Raw genomic sequence first — 14,552 nt, 5'->3', positions numbered from 1 at the left:
TCAGGGCTGGTAGCCGGACTTCTGGACGACGGGTGCCCACTGCGCGCGGTAGGCCTTGAGCATGGCGGCGGTCTGCGCCTGCGTGCTCACCACCGGGGTCATGCCGGCGTCCTTGAACTTGCGCTGGGTGTCCGCGTCTTGCATCACCTCGCGAATCATGTTCGACAGGCGTTCGACCTTGTCCTTGGGCATGCTGGTGGGCGCGAAGAAGGTGTTCCAGCCGGTGGCGGCCAGGTCGAGGCCGGCTTCCTTGAAGGTTGGAATGTTGGGCGCAAAGGGCGAGCGCTTGGCGCCGGAGAGGGCGAGGATGCGCAGCTTGCCCGCGTTGTGCTGCGGCAGCACCACGTCTTCGGTGTCGACGGAAATCGGCACCTGTCCGCCGATCAGGTCGTTCAGCAGCGGGGCCGAGCCGCGATAGCCGATGATCTGCGTCTGCACCTTGGCCTTTTCGCCCACCATGAGGCCGAAGAAGTGCGGCAGGCTGCCGGTGGCGGGCACGCCCACGTTGGCCTGGTTGGGGTTGGCGCGCATCCAGGCGAGCAGGTGGTTCAGTTCGCGCACGGGCAGGTGGGGCGACACAGACAGCGCAAAGTCGTAGGCGTTGACGTGCGACACGGGCACGAAGTCGCGGTCGGGGTCGTAGTTGTTGTCCTTGAAGACCAGCGGGGCCACCACCATGACGGCGGGGTTGGCAAGCATCAGCACGTTCTGGCTGGCGGGGGTGTTCTTGACCTGTTGGGCCGCAAGGCGGCCGCCGGCGCCGGGCTTGTTGTCGACAACCACCGGCACGCCCAAACGCGTTGCCAGCTTGTCGCCGACGATGCGCGCTACGCGGTCGGTGGCACCGCCCGGCGCGTAGCCGACCACGATGCGCAGTGGGCTGTCGAGCGTCTGGGCGCTCGCCTGGGGCGCTACGGCGGCCATCGAGGCCATGAGGCCGGCTGCGGCAAGCAGCGCGGCTAGGCGGCGGGTAATGGGGGTGTTCGTGGGCGTGTTGGTGGGCGTGTTGGTGGGGGTGTTGTTCAGCATGTCGAGTTCCTCCTCGTTCGGTCGATCAGTGTCGTTTGGTTGTTCAGTCGTTCAGTCAATCGTTGGCCTGAAAGTTCACGGCCTTCATGATGCCTGCCCAGCGTGCCGTGTCTTCGCGCATGGTCTTCAAGAGCGCCTCGCTGTTGTCGCCCACGGGGTACATGCCGTTCTGCAGCAGCTGCTGGCGCACTTCGCGCGAATTGATGGCGCGGGTGAATTCGGCGCGCAGCTTGTCGACGATGGGCTGCGGCGTTTTACGGGGTGCGTAGTAGGCAAACCAGGCGGTGGCCACCACGTCCTTGTAGCCGCCCTCCACAAAGCAGGGCAGGTTGGGCATCAGCGGAGAACGCTTGTCGCCGCTGGTGGCCAGCACCTTCACGCGGCCCGAAGGCAGCAGCTGCTGCGCGCCGCCAATGGTGTCGAAGTACACGGGCACCGAGCCGCCCATTACGTCTTGCCGTGCCGGCGTGGAGCCGCGGTACGGCACATGAACCATCTTGAGTCCGGCCGCGCGGTTGAGCATTTCGCCCAAAAAGTGTGAAGGCGTTCCGGCGCCGTAAGAGGCAAAGCTCAGCTTGTCGCCCTGCGCCTTGGCCCAGGCGGTGAATTCGGCCAGCGTGTTGGCCGGCACGTCCTTGTGCACGACCAGCGCCAGCTCGAAGCGCGCCGCGTTGATGATGGGCACAAAGTCCTTAATCGGGTCGTACGACAGCTGGCGGTAGGCGCTCGGAAACATGGTCATCATGCTGGCGGTGCCCAGCAGCAGCGTGCGGCCGTCGGGCGCCGCGGTTTTTACCGCTTCCACCGCAATGCGGCCCGCCGCGCCCGAGCGGTTGTCCACGATGAGTGGGCCCAGCGTGTCGCGCACCTGCTCTGCAATGGCGCGCGTCAGCACGTCTTGCGTGCCGCCGGCGGGCACGCCAATCAGCACCTTGATGGGCTGGCCGGGCGTGAACGCCTGTGCGTTGGCCAAGGTTGCAAGCGGAGCCAGCGCAAGGCCGCCCAGGGCGGCAACGATCTGGCGGCGGTCGAAATCAGGGCAGGGCATGTCGATGTCTCCGGTTCTCGTTCGGTGGCGCCGCTCGGGCCAGGTGCCGCGGCTGCGAACGACTTTAGAGACGCTACATTCGATTGATCTAATCAACCATCCCCCGGACTAACCCCCAATGACCGCGCCGCGCCGCCCGCTGGACGATTTGCTGCTGTACCGGCTGTCGCGCCTGCTGTCGGTGGCGGGCAGCATGGTCATCCGGCTGTGCGAGGGCCGCTTTGGCATTACCCGGCGCGAATGGCGGCTGCTTGCGGTGCTCGCAAGCCGCGGGGAGCTCAGTTCTTCCGAACTGGCCGAGCATGCGCAGCTCGACCGGGCCCGCACCTCCAAGTCAGTGGGTTCGCTGGTTGCCAAGCAGTTGGTGTCGCGCGTGGTGCGGCCCGGCGACCGGCGGCAGGTGCGGCTGGCCCTTACCGAAAGCGGGCAGGCGCTGTATGAAGAGCTTTTTCCGCTGGTCACGCAAATCAACACCGAACTGCTGGGCGCATTGAGCGACGACGACGCGGTGCGGCTCGATGACGCCCTGCGTCGGCTGCACGCCCGGGCCGAGCGCATGGTCGAAGAAGCGGTGCTGCCCAAGGCAGACCGCGGCCGCCGAGGCGCTGGCGGCGCCAATGCAACAACCCTGAAGCCCCGCAAACCTGAATGACGCCTGCCCCTGAAGAGACTTTGCCGAACGAGCGGCAGCACATGGTCGATGCGCTGCGCGGCTTTGCGCTGCTGGGCATCCTCGTCGTAAACATCGCAAGCTTTGCATCGACCTACTACGGCCTGGGCATTCCCGATCCGCTGGCTGTTTCGCTGGCCGACCGCAGTGCCTCGTTCGTGCGTGCCTTCGTGTTCGAGACCAAGTTCTACCTGCTGTTCTCGTTCCTGTTCGGCTACAGCTTCACGCTGCAAATGCGGGCGGCGGAGCGCGACGGCAAGCGTTTTGCGCCGCGCATGGTGCGGCGGCTGGTGGGCCTGTGGGTCATCGGCGTGCTGCATGCCGTGGTGCTTTATTACGGCGACATCCTCACCACGTATGCGGTGCTGGGCGCCGTGCTGCTGTTGCTGCGGCGGCGCGGAGATGTGTTCATGGCGTGCGCGGCCATCGGGCTGGTGCTGCTTGTGTCGCTGGCATGGGCCGGCGTTGGCTACCTGTTTACGCATGCGGACATGCGGCTGGCAACCGAAGCTGCCTACGCCGATGCCGCCAGGGCGCTGGCCGCCTACCGCGCCACGCCCGCCATGGTGATGGTGCAGCACCTGCGCGACCTGTCGCAGGTGTGGTGGGTTACCGCGCTGGTGCAGGCACCCGAGGCGCTGGCCATGTTCTTCGCTGGGTTCATTGCCGGCAAGCGCGGGCTGCTCGCGCATGCAGAGGTGCATGGCAAGCTGCTGCGGCGGGTGTTGTTCTGGGGCTTGCTCGTCGGCGTGCCGGGTGCGGTGGCCTATGCCTTGCCCGCCATGCGGCTGAACGACGCGGTGCGAGAGATCCACGGCCTGGCGGCCACGCTGCTGACGGCACCGTTCCTGGCGGCCGCTTATGCAGCCGGCATGCTGCTGGTGTTCCAGACCGGGCCTGGCCGCGTGCTGGCGCAATGGCTGGCGCCGGCGGGCCGCATGGCGCTGTCCAACTACCTGCTGCAGTCGCTGGTGTGTGCGTGGATCTTTCTGGCCTACGGGCTGCGCTGGATCGGCACCATCGGGCCGCTGGCAACATTTGCAGTGGCGCTGGCCATCTTTGCGGGCAACCTGGCGCTGAGCCGCTGGTGGATGCACCACTTTGCCTACGGCCCCGCGGAATGGCTGCTGCGGGCGTTCACCAACCTGCAGCTGCAGCTGCCGCTGCCGCTGCTGCGCCGCCGCAGCCATGCCGCGGGTCAGCGCGGCGACGGCACGGGCTGAAGCTGCATGTCTTGAGTGTCTTGCCGGCCCGGCTTTCCGTCGCTTTCGATGCGCATCCGGGGCAGGAACTGCGGGTACTCCCGCTGCATGAAGTCGATGAGCCCTTCGCGCACCTTGCAGCGCAGGTCGAAGGCAAGGCTGGAATTGCCGGCGGTGCAAAGCACGCGAAGCTGCATGGTGCGCTCGGTGGCGTCGGTTACCTGCAGGTTGAAAAACCGGCCGTCCCACTCGGGCGCCGACTTCACGATGCGCTCGACCTCCGCGCGCAGCGGCTGCAGCGGCATGCCGTAGTCGGCATAGACGAAAACCGCGCCCAGCAGCTGCGACGAACTGCGCGTCCAGTTCTGGAAAGGCTTCTCGATGAAGTAGCTGAGCGGCAAGATCAAGCGCCGGTCGTCCCAGATCTTCACCACCACAAAGGTGCCGGTAATCTCTTCGACCCGGCCCCATTCGCCCTCGACCACCAGCACGTCGTCGATGCGTATGGGCTGGGCCAGCGCAATCTGCAGCCCGGCGATCAGGTTGCTGAACACCGGCTTGGCCGCCAGGCCGGCCACGATGCCGATCACCCCCGCCGAGGCCAGCAGGCTCGCACCCACCTGCCGCGCGCCCGGAAAAGTCATCAGCATCATCGCGCCGCCGGCCACCAGCACCATGGTCATGGCCGTGCGTGCAAGCACGCGGGTTTGGGTGAGCACGCGGCGCGCGTGCAGGTTGTCTTCCACGTCGTACGGGTGCTGCACGAGCACGCCGTCGGCAAAGCCGCTGATGGCCTTTACCGCAAGCCACGTGGTGGCGGCAATCAGCAGCAGGCCGTTGAAGTGCCGCACGCTGCCTATGAAACGAAGATCGCTCGGCGCGGCCTGGAACACCAGCAGCAGCGCCACAAGGGGCAGCACCACCCGCGCCACGGGTTTGCAGTTGATCACCATCGAATGCAGCGCGGGCGCCGGACGGGTGATTCGCATCAGCACAAGGCCGCCGATACGGTGAACAAGCAGCGCGAGCGGAACGGCAATCAGGGCTGCGAGCCAGGTGCCGAACCAGGGGTGGGCAAGTATCTCTTCAGTCATTGGGCGGTGGTCGTGGCTTGTGTCTCCAGGGGTTGAAGAATGCGCGCCGCATCGTCGCGCAGCTGCGTGGCGAGTGCCGTGGCCAGATCGAGACGGCGCAGCAGCCAGGGGCTGATGTCGTTGTCGAACGGGTCGGGCAGGGGAATCGGGCCGCCCACGGTGGTGGAACCGGGGCTTTCGGGCAGCGTGGGACCGGTGGTGGGCGCGGTGCCGATGGCTGCCTCGATGCGCTGTGCAGTGCGTGCGAGCGGGCCTTCGATTTCGCCCGGGGTAAGCCGGTCGCGCCGCAGCACGAGCATCGATTTTACGGCGCTCAGTTGCGCGAGCAACTGGTAGCTGTGCGCCTGCAGGTGCTCCAGCGGCTCGAGCGGCGGCTGCACCGCGCGCGGCTCTGACAGCGAACGCTGCGTGGCTTGCACCAGCGCCGAAAGGCTGTCGTAGGCCTCGCGGCGCGCAAGCCGCCATTCGAGTTCGGGGCTGCTGTCGACTGCCTGCAGTTGGCCCAGGCCCAGTGCCAGGCGTGCATGGCGCGCCTGCGCGGTGAGCGTGCGCGCCACCAGCGCCGGAATCTGCCCGCGCTCCCATGACGGCAGCACATAGCAGAAGCCCCAGGCCAGCGCGGCGCCGATGAGCGTGTCGGCAATGCGCTCGAACAGCGCAAAGATGGGCGCGGCACCCGTGTTGAGCATGTGCGCCTGCAACAAGCCGAGCACCGTGGCCGCTACCGCGGTAATGAGGTAGCGCCGCACCGCAAAGCTGTGCGCAATGGCCTGCGAAACGGTCACAAAGGCCAGCAGCAGCAGCGGCGACGGGTGCGCGGAAAGCAGGCCCACCGCCAGCACGCAGCCCAGCAGGGTGCCGGCCACGCGGCTGTTGCGCCGCTCCAGCGTTTGCGAAAGGCTGCCGCGCAGCACCACCACAATGGTCAGCAAGATCCAATAGTCGTGCGAGCCCCAGGGCAGCGACACCGCAATGGCATAGCCGGCCGCAATGGCCAGCGCGGCCCGAATGGCATGCCGCAGCGGCGGCGCGTCCCAGCTCCAGAGCGTGAGAAAGGGCCGCAGCGACCAGTCGGTCGGGCTCACGAACATCTGCCAGTTGGCGCGCACCACGGCCAGGTTGGGCTCGGCATCGCCGCGCGCCATGGCCGAAAGGCGCAGCACCTCGTCGTTGATGTGGCCGATGCGGCTTGCCAGGCCTCGCGCGAGCATGGCGGCGTTGGGGCCGGGCATGCCGTGGCTTGCCACGTGCTCTTCGGCGGGAAGGTGAATGGATGCCAGGCGCGGCCGGCGGTCGGCCACCGGCTCGGGCTGACGGCCCATCAGCAGTGAGTCGCCGAGCGCGGTGGTTTCGTCGGCCAGCTCTTCGAGCACGCGGCGCATTTCAATGAGCGCCTCGGCATGCGCGGGGTGGCTCTTGAGCGCGTCGAGGTCGAGCTCGCTCGCAAGCAGCTGGTCGCGCATTTCGAGCACGATCACCAGCATGGCGGCCAGCCGCTGCCGCCGTGGCGTGCGCGGCGACTCGAGCACGATGTCGCGCGTGGCCTGCAGCTGGTCGGCCAGTGCGGCTTGTTCACGCAGCAGGCGGCCGAGCAAGGGGGCGGGGGTTTCGCGGATGTCGCTGGTGTCGTCGCGCGGCGTGAACTGCGTGGCCTCGGTGCGCATCAGCGCGGCCAGCGAATACAGCACGTCTGACACCGACTGCACGCGGTAGCGCCCGTTGAGCGCATGGTTGGCCAGGTTGGCCCAGATCACGTAGAGGCCGGCGCCCAGGCCAAAGTGCCAGGTGCGCTCCAACGCCTCGGCCATGCCGCTCGGCGCGGGCGTGGCCATCGAGAAGACCATCGAGAACATCACCGCAATGGCAATGGGAATGCCGCGCTTGCCCCATGCCATGGCCAGAAAGGCGACGAAGGTGGCGGGCACGAGCACCAGCCCAAGGCGAATGGGCGCGGTGTGCAGCAGCTGCACCAGAAAGAAGAGCGGCAGCCCGATCAGCGGGGCCGGCAGCATCTGGAAGAACTTGCCGCGGCGCGGGCCGGGCAGGTCGGGTGGGGCCGTGACGATCACGCCCACCGCGGCTGCGGAGGCCGCGATGGTGCCGAGCCACAGGTGCGCGCCGGCCGAGATAACCAGCAGGCCGAGCGCAACGCTGAAGCCGTTCGCAACGTACTGGCTCAGCGCAACACGCAGCGCCGCACGAAAGCGAAGGGCGGCACCGGGCCCCTGCATCACTTGGCGGAAGCGTCGCCTTCGGAGGGGCTGCCGTCGGCAGGCGCGTCGCGGCGAATGCGCGTGAGCTTGCGCGACACCGGCGCTGCCGGCGCGGCCGCGGGAGCGGGCGCTTCGCCGTCGAGCGATGCGGCGGGCAGGTCAGGCACCGTGCTGCGCGCATACAGGTCGACCGATTCGTCGGCGTTGGGCCGCGCTGCGGCGGAGACGGCGCGCACGCGGTCGCTGGCGCGCATCTTGTCGTCGATGCCGGCAAACTTGGAGTACTTGGCGAGCAGCGGCACCAGTTGGCCGTAGATGCGCGGTGCGCCGGCCAGGCATTCGCGCTGTTCCAGAAAGTCGGGTTCGCCCGTGAAATTGCCGATCAGGCCGCCGGCCTCGGTGACCAGCAGCGAACCCGCGGCCACGTCCCAGGGGTTGAGGCCGGTTTCGAAGAAGCCGTCGGTAAAGCCGGCGGCCACGTAGGCCAGGTCGAGAGCGGCCGCGCCCGGGCGGCGCAGGCCCGCCATGCGCGGCATCATGTCGGCCATGATGGCCAGGTACTGCTTGAAGTTGTCGCCCGTGCGAAACGGAAAGCCGGTGGAAACCAGGCATTCGCTGAGCTTGGTGCGCTTCGAAACGCGGATGCGGCGCTCGTTCATGTAGGCGCCGCGGCCCTTGGTGGCGGTAAACAGGTCGTTGCGGCTCGGGTCGTAAATGACCGCCTGCTCGATCTTGCCGCGCACCGACAGCGCAATGGAAACGCAGTAGACCGGAAAGCCGTGGATGAAGTTGGTGGTGCCGTCGAGCGGATCGATGATCCAGACGTAGTCGGAATCTTTTGCACCGTGCTCGGTGCCCGATTCTTCGGCCAGGATGCCGTGCCCCGGGTATGCGCCAAGCAGCGTTTCAATAATGGCTTGCTCGCTGGCGTGGTCGACTTCGGTGACGAAGTCGTTGACCTGCTTTTGCGAAATGCGCACGGCCTCGACGTCGAGGGCGGCGCGATTGATGATGGCGCCGGCGGCGCGTGCGGCCTTGACGGCCACATTGAGCATGGGATGCAGGTTGGGGGACGACATTCTGGATTGTGAGAAGAACGGTGGAGGAGGTCCCCTGTAGGCGACCCTGCGGCCCGGCGATGCGGGCGGCGAGAATCGGGCATTTTACCGGCTCTGCCCGTTCCGTGCCTCCAAACCCTCCATGCGCACCCGTTTTATCCTGATCCAGACCAGCCACGCAGGCAATGTGGGCGCCGCCGCCCGCGCCATGAAGACCATGGGTTTCGACGACCTGGTGCTGGTAACGCCCCGGTGGGCCAACGTGCTGCGGCGGGAAGAAACCATCCAGCGGGCCAGCGGCGCGCTGGACGTGCTGAACAACGCCCGCATCGTCGAAACCCTGGACGAGGCGCTCGACGGCGTGACCCACCTGTGCGCCACCGCCATGGTGCCGCGAGACTTCGGCCCGCCCACGCGCACCCCGCGGGAGCACCTGGAGCCGCTGGCCCAGCAGGGCGACCAGCACGTGGCCTTTCTCTTCGGCTCCGAGCGTTTTGGCATGCGCAACGAAGACGTCTACCGCTGCAACGTGGCCCTGAGCATTCCGACCGATCCGAAGTTCGGCTCTCTCAACCTGGGGGCGGCCATCCAGGTGATTGCCTATGAATGGCGCCTTGCGCTGGGCGGCTACGCGGTGCGCGACGCCACGGCGCCGGTGCAGGCGGCCGATGCGAAGGCGGTGGCCGGCATGCTCGAGCACTGGGAGCGCTCTTTGGTGGACATCGGCTTTCTGGACCCCGAGGCGCCGAAGAAGCTGATGCCCCGGCTGCAGCAGCTTTTCAACCGCGCCCAGCCCACGCCCGAAGAGATCCACATCCTGCGCGGCATCGCCAAGGCCATGGCCGACGCCGCCAACGGCCCGCGCAAGGGCTAAAACCCCATCGCGCGTGCGCGAAAGACCGCTGGCTTTAGACTGCGCGGCCCCTATCGATATAACGACAACAAAGGCAGCGATGTTCTCTCGTTTGCGCGCCGACATCCGGTGCATCCTCGAACGCGACCCGGCCGCGCGCAGCGCCTGGGAAGTGATCACGGTCTACCCCGGCTTTCATGCCGTGGTGCTGCATCGCTGGGCGCACGCGTGTTGGACGCACGGTTTCAAGTGGCCGGCCCGCTTTATCGCGCATGTGGCGCGCTGGCTCACGGGCATCGAGATTCACCCGGCCGCCAAGATCGGCGAGCGGGTGTTCTTCGACCATGCCATGGGCGTGGTGGTGGGCGAAACCGCAGAAATCGGCGACGGCTGCACCATCTACCAGGGCGTGACGCTGGGCGGCACCTCGCTCTACAAGGGCGCCAAGCGCCACCCGACGCTGGGGCGCAACGTGGTGGTGAGCGCGGGCGCCAAGGTGCTGGGCGGTTTCGAGGTTGGCGACGGCGCCAAGATCGGCAGCAACGCGGTGGTCATCAAGCCGGTGCCTGCGGGGGCAACGGCGGTGGGCATTCCCGCGCGCATCATTCCGTCGAAGGCGGGTGAGAGCGCCGATGTGGCCGCGCCGCAGAAGTTCTCGGCCTACGGCATCACGCAGGAGGACGACCCGCTGAGCCAGGCCATGCGCGGGCTGATCGACAACGCCGCGGGGCAGGAGCACCAGATCGCGCTGCTGTGGCAGGCCATCGAGAAGCTGTCCGCGCACCCCGGCACCAAGGACTGCGTGCCCTGCGACGCGGCGCGCGACGAGAGCTTCGAGGCGGAGAAGCTCACCCAGCTCATAGGCAAATAGCAGAACCATGAAGACGCAAGAACTGCTCCGGACATTGCAAGCCCGCTTCGAGAAGAACATGCAACGCCACAAAGGCGTCGCGTGGGCCGAAGTGCAGGCCAGGCTCGAAAGCAACCCCGCTGCGCTGAAGTCGCTTGGCGCAATGGAAGAAACCGGCGGCGAGCCGGACGTGATCGGCCAGGACAAGAAAACCGGGCAAGTCACGTTCTGCGACTGCGCCCCCGAGAGCCCGACAGGCCGCAGGAGCCTTTGCTACGACCGAGAAGCGCTCGACGCGCGCAAGGAAAACAAGCCGCAGGACAGCGCTCTTGGCATGGCGGCCGCCATGGGCATCGAGTTGTTGACGGAAGAACAGTACCGGGAGCTGCAGAAGCTCGGCAAGTTCGATGCAAAGACTTCCAGCTGGATCGACACGCCGCCCGACGTTCGCTCACTTGGCGGAGCGCTCTTCGGCGACTACCGCTATGGCAAGGTGTTCGTGTATCACAACGGTGCCCAGTCTTACTACGCGGCAAGAGGCTTTCGCGGGTTGCTCCGCGTGTGAGCACGCGGTCGATGTGATCGCGCCCTGATCACGTCAGGGCATCTCAAGACGAGCGTTTGGCGGATGTGCTGCTGTGCAGCGAGCCGTGCACATGCCCCGCGTGCTGCCCGAAGGGCTCCGTTGCGAGCGTGGCGGTGTCCAGCTCCTGCAGGATGCCGCAGTTCTGCGCCGACTCTGCCCCGCAGCATTGCTGGCGCAGCGCCTTCAGCTGCTTCTCCAGCAGCTTCAGTTCCGAGATGCGCGCGGCCACGTGGCCGATGTGGTCGTCCAGCAGCTGGTTGACCTGGCCGCAGTCTTCCCCCGGCGCATCGCGAAAACGCAGCAGGCTGCGGATTTCATCGAGCGTCATGTCCAGTGAACGGCAGCGGCGGATGAAGCCCAGGCGCTGGGCGTGCTCGTCGTCATAGATGCGGTAGTTGCCTTCGGTGCGCGCCGGCTCGGGCAGCAGCAGCTCGCGCTCGTAATAGCGGATGGTCTCCACCGGCGTGTTCGCGACCTTGGCCAGTTCTCCGATTTTCATGATGCGGCAAGAACGAAGTGAAGGAATTGCCGTTTGACTCTACACCTGCTTCAGGGTTTCCAATTGCTTTCATGACGAACCAGAATGCTCTGAAACCACTGGCACCGCACGCCCACGCGCCTGCCGAAACGGCCTGTTGCGGCAACTCCGCGTGTGGATCAGCGACCACCGCCCCCATTGCCGCTGTCGACACCGCCGACGTTCCGAAAGGCGCCTTGCTCTTTCGCATTCCCACGATGGACTGCGCCGTGGAAGAGTCCGAAATCCGGCGCGCGCTCGAGCCCGTTCGCGGCATCAGCGGGCTGCGCTTCCGGCTCGGCGAACGCACCATGGCCATCACGGCCGATGACGGCGCATTGCCTGATGCGCTGGCAGCCATTCGCAAGGCGGGCTTCAAGCCCGAGCCGCTGAACGAGGTGGCGGGCGGGCAGCCCACCGCTGGCGGAACGGCGCGCGCCACCGGCTTCATGACGCCGAAACTCTTGCGGCTGGTTGCCGCGCTGGTGCTGGCCATTGCGGCCGAGACGATTTCCTTTCTCGCGCCCGAGGGGGCAGGGTTCACTGCGGTGGAGATGGCGCTTGCGCTCGGTGCCATCGGTTTGGCCGGGCTCGACACCTACAAGAAGGGCTTCGCGGCACTGGTGCGCGGGCGGTTGAACATCAACGCCCTGATGGCCGTGGCCGTGACGGGCGCCTTCCTGATCGGCCAATGGCCCGAGGCCGCGATGGTGATGGCGCTCTATGCGATTGCCGAAATGATCGAGGCGCGCGCGGTTGATCGTGCGCGCAACGCCATCCAGGGCCTGCTGGCGCTGGCGCCCGAACAGGCCGAGGTGCGGCAGCCCGACGGCAGCTGGAAGACGGCGAAGGCCGACACCGTGGCGCTGGGCGCCGTTGTGCGCATCCGCCCCGGCGAGCGCGTGCCGCTGGACGGCGTCGTCACCCAGGGAACCAGCGCCATCGATCAGGCACCCGTCACCGGCGAGAGCATTCCGGTCGACAAGTCGGCCGGCGATGCGGTGTTCGCGGGCACCATCAACCAGACGGGTGCGCTTGAATTCCGTGTGACGGCGGTGGCCGCCAACACCACGCTGGCCCGCATCATCCATGCGGTCGAAGAGGCGCAAGGCTCGCGCGCGCCCACGCAGCGTTTTGTCGACAAGTTCGCGAGTGTCTACACGCCCGCGGTCTTCGTGCTGGCGATTGCCGTCGCGGTGCTCACGCCCTGGCTCATGGGGTGGACCTGGCTGCAGGCCATCTATAAGGCGCTGGTGCTGCTGGTCATCGCGTGCCCTTGTGCGCTCGTCATCTCGACGCCCGTTACCGTGGTGAGCGCGCTGGCCTCGGCCGCGCGGCGCGGCATTCTCATCAAGGGCGGCACCTACCTCGAAGAGGCGCGCAAGCTCAAGGCGGTGGCGCTCGACAAGACAGGCACCATCACCGAAGGCAAGCCGCGGCTGGTCGAGTCGAGCCTGATCGGGGTCGCGGCTGACAAGGATGCGGTCTTCGCGATTGCGGCAAGCATTGCCGGCCGCTCGGACCACCCGGTGTCCAAGGCCATTGCCGAGGGCCTGAAGCTCGAAGCGCTGGAGGTCGGAGACTTCACGGCTTTGCCAGGGCGCGGCGTGCAGGCTACGCACGAGGGCCGTGGCTATGTGCTGGGCAACCACCGGCTGATCGAAGAACGCGGGCTGTGCACCCCGGCGCTCGAAGCCGAGCTGAAGCGTCATGAAGAAGCAGGGCGCACGGTCACGCTGCTGGCTTCCGGCCAGGAAGTGCTCGCGCTGTTCGCGGTGGCCGACACCATCAAGCCATCTTCGCAGGCCGCCATGGCCGAGCTGCGCGCGCTCGGCGTTACGCCGGTGATGCTGACCGGCGACAACGCCGCCACGGCCAGGGCCATTGGCGCGCATGCGGGCATCGACGACGTGCGCGGCAACCTGCTGCCCGAAGAGAAGCTTAACGCCGTCAAGGCGCTCCAGCAGCGCCACGGCGTTGCAGGCATGGTGGGCGATGGTATCAACGACGCGCCAGCGTTGGCTCAGGCAAACATCGGCTTTGCAATGGGCGGCGCCGGTACCGACACGGCCATGGAGGCGGCGGACGTGGTCATCATGAACGACGACCTGCGCCGCCTGCCCGAGACCATTCGCCTCTCGCGCCGGGCGCATTCGGTGCTGCGGCAGAACATCACGCTGGCGCTGGGCATCAAGAGCGCGTTCTTCGTGCTTGCGGTGTTCGGCAGCGCCACCATGTGGATGGCGGTGTTCGCGGACATGGGGGCGAGCCTGCTGGTGGTGGCCAACGGGTTGCGGCTGATGCGCACACCGAAGACGAGTGAAGGCAACTGATGCAACTGAGGCAGGCGATTGAAGCCCGGTCTCACCGGCCTCACCAACGCGCTGCCCATTGCTCGAGCGGCACGCGCGCCGCATTGCACACGTAGCTCACCGCGTGGTACCAACCCGCGAGCATCATCAGTTCGATGAGTTGCGGCGAGGTCCAGTGGGCGCTCAGCGCCTCCCAGAGCGCGTCGTCCACATGGCTGGTGTCGTGCAGCTGGTCCACCAACTGAACCAGCAGGCGGTCTCGCGGCGCGAGCAGTTCCAGGTCTTCGGTGATCGAGGCCATCACACGCCGATCGGTGGCGCTGAAGCCCGCTGCATCGCCGAATGCCGCGATGTGCACACCCCATTCGTATTCGGCGCCGCAGCGGGCGCAAACGCGCGTGATCACCACTTCGCGGTCGCGCAAGCCGATGGCTGCCTTGCGGCCCAGAAGATAACGGCCCAGGCCCAGCGTGCGCTCGGCCAGTTCGGGGTTGATGGCCAGCACGCGGAAGAGCGCCAGGATCTCGGGCCTTCCGGGCGGATTCATGCGGGCCAGCAGGTCGGCAATGGGTTCGGGGTAGGGCGCTTCGAGCGGTGCAATGCGGGGCGCACGAGTGTCTGGCGCGGCGAGAGTTGTCATGATCGAATCCTTTGTAGAATGCGCTTCAAGTCGCTACGAAAATCGTAGCGATATTTGCAGTCTATCGCTACGAAATGCGTAGCTCAAGAGTCATCTAGACTTTCATTGGGAATTCCAGGCATGAACGACAGTGAGTCCCCGCAAGAGCCAGTAGTCGACACAGCCGTATCGCGCCGGCCGGTGATGCGGCTGCTGGAGCAACTGAGCCGCAAGGGCACGCTGCGCATCCTGTGGGAGCTGCGCGACGGCATGCCGCAGAGCTTCAGGGCGTTGCGCGTGAGCACGGGCGATATGTCGCCTTCGGTGCTGAACGACCGGCTGAAGGAACTGCGCGCGAGCGGCATCGTCGCGCTTGCCGACGCGGGCTATGTGCTCACCGAATCGGGCGGCGAACTCGTCAAGCGGCTCAAGCCGCTGAACCAATGGGCCGACCGTTGGTTCGAGGCGCTCGAACAAAACTAACATCGCGTATTCACGTCC

At 66.8% G+C, this 14,552-nt stretch carries 14 protein-coding genes; 7 read left to right on the top strand and 7 right to left on the bottom strand.

Translation table 11 applies throughout. The annotated features are described in order from the left end of the window. Entirely contained in the window at positions 1 to 933 is a 933-nt protein-coding gene (locus EJI00_RS03625) for a Bug family tripartite tricarboxylate transporter substrate binding protein (protein ID WP_260590453.1), read from the bottom strand. Positions 934 to 1,084: 151 nt separating this feature from the next. After that, the gene (locus tag EJI00_RS03620) at positions 1,085 to 2,077 is read right to left on the bottom strand and encodes a Bug family tripartite tricarboxylate transporter substrate binding protein (RefSeq protein WP_126746112.1); all 993 of its coding nucleotides are present in this window, start codon (positions 2,075 to 2,077) and stop codon (positions 1,085 to 1,087) included. Between the two features lie 118 nt (positions 2,078 to 2,195). On the opposite strand from EJI00_RS03620, the gene EJI00_RS03615 reads away from it, so the two are divergent. Then, positions 2,196 to 2,729: a MarR family winged helix-turn-helix transcriptional regulator gene (locus tag EJI00_RS03615; RefSeq protein ID WP_126746111.1), complete on the top strand. Its 534-nt coding sequence runs from the start codon at positions 2,196 to 2,198 to the stop codon at positions 2,727 to 2,729. Further along, positions 2,726 to 3,970, top strand: coding sequence for a DUF418 domain-containing protein (locus tag EJI00_RS03610; protein WP_126746110.1), 1,245 nt, complete (start codon positions 2,726 to 2,728; stop codon positions 3,968 to 3,970). Before EJI00_RS03615 ends, EJI00_RS03610 begins: the two co-directional genes overlap by 4 nt. Here EJI00_RS03610 and EJI00_RS03605 read toward each other — a convergent pair. From EJI00_RS03605 to EJI00_RS03595, 3 genes are read right to left on the bottom strand one after another with little or no spacing between them, the layout of a single operon-like run. Further along, positions 3,946 to 5,043: a mechanosensitive ion channel family protein gene (locus EJI00_RS03605; RefSeq protein WP_126746109.1), complete on the bottom strand. Its 1,098-nt coding sequence runs from the start codon at positions 5,041 to 5,043 to the stop codon at positions 3,946 to 3,948. The two genes, EJI00_RS03610 and EJI00_RS03605, sit on opposite strands and share 25 nt — an antisense overlap. After that, positions 5,040 to 7,274, bottom strand: a complete 2,235-nt coding sequence (locus EJI00_RS03600) for an FUSC family protein (RefSeq protein ID WP_126746313.1) — start codon at positions 7,272 to 7,274, stop codon at positions 5,040 to 5,042. The genes EJI00_RS03605 and EJI00_RS03600 overlap by 4 nt, the downstream gene beginning before the upstream one ends. Beyond that, positions 7,274 to 8,335 (bottom strand): inositol monophosphatase family protein, encoded by a 1,062-nt coding sequence (locus EJI00_RS03595; protein WP_126746108.1) that lies wholly within the window; start codon positions 8,333 to 8,335, stop codon positions 7,274 to 7,276. The genes EJI00_RS03600 and EJI00_RS03595 overlap by 1 nt, the downstream gene beginning before the upstream one ends. 121 nt (positions 8,336 to 8,456) lie before the next feature. Between EJI00_RS03595 and EJI00_RS03590 the strand changes: the two genes are divergently transcribed. From EJI00_RS03590 to EJI00_RS03580, 3 genes are read left to right on the top strand one after another with little or no spacing between them, the layout of a single operon-like run. Beyond that, complete coding sequence (locus tag EJI00_RS03590; protein WP_126746107.1) at positions 8,457 to 9,188, top strand: RNA methyltransferase; 732 nt, start codon at positions 8,457 to 8,459, stop codon at positions 9,186 to 9,188. A gap of 58 nt (positions 9,189 to 9,246) precedes the next feature. Then, positions 9,247 to 10,038, top strand: a complete 792-nt coding sequence (cysE, locus tag EJI00_RS03585; protein ID WP_260590452.1) for a serine O-acetyltransferase — start codon at positions 9,247 to 9,249, stop codon at positions 10,036 to 10,038. Between the two features lie 7 nt (positions 10,039 to 10,045). Beyond that, positions 10,046 to 10,582 (top strand): DUF4256 domain-containing protein, encoded by a 537-nt coding sequence (locus EJI00_RS03580; protein ID WP_126746105.1) that lies wholly within the window; start codon positions 10,046 to 10,048, stop codon positions 10,580 to 10,582. Between the two features lie 43 nt (positions 10,583 to 10,625). On the opposite strand, the gene cadR is transcribed toward EJI00_RS03580, so the two are convergent. Next, positions 10,626 to 11,102, bottom strand: coding sequence for a Cd(II)/Pb(II)-responsive transcriptional regulator (cadR, locus tag EJI00_RS03575; RefSeq protein WP_126746104.1), 477 nt, complete (start codon positions 11,100 to 11,102; stop codon positions 10,626 to 10,628). A 71-nt stretch (positions 11,103 to 11,173) separates the two neighbouring features. Here cadR and EJI00_RS03570 point away from each other — a divergent pair, with 71 nt between their 5' ends. Next, entirely contained in the window at positions 11,174 to 13,453 is a 2,280-nt protein-coding gene (locus EJI00_RS03570) for a heavy metal translocating P-type ATPase (protein ID WP_126746103.1), read from the top strand. Positions 13,454 to 13,493: 40 nt separating this feature from the next. On the opposite strand, the gene EJI00_RS03565 is transcribed toward EJI00_RS03570, so the two are convergent. Continuing rightward, a complete protein-coding gene (locus EJI00_RS03565) occupies positions 13,494 to 14,072 on the bottom strand; it encodes a carboxymuconolactone decarboxylase family protein (RefSeq protein WP_126746102.1) in 579 nt (192 codons plus the stop codon). A gap of 120 nt (positions 14,073 to 14,192) precedes the next feature. On the opposite strand from EJI00_RS03565, the gene EJI00_RS03560 reads away from it, so the two are divergent. Beyond that, positions 14,193 to 14,534, top strand: a complete 342-nt coding sequence (locus EJI00_RS03560) for a winged helix-turn-helix transcriptional regulator (protein WP_126746101.1) — start codon at positions 14,193 to 14,195, stop codon at positions 14,532 to 14,534. The last annotated feature ends 18 nt before the right edge of the window (positions 14,535 to 14,552 follow it).

The organism is Variovorax sp. DXTD-1, assembly GCF_003984625.1.
In the GTDB taxonomy this organism is placed as follows: Bacteria; Pseudomonadota; Gammaproteobacteria; order Burkholderiales; family Burkholderiaceae_C; genus Variovorax.
This window is presented reverse-complemented; position numbering and strand designations above follow the sequence as displayed.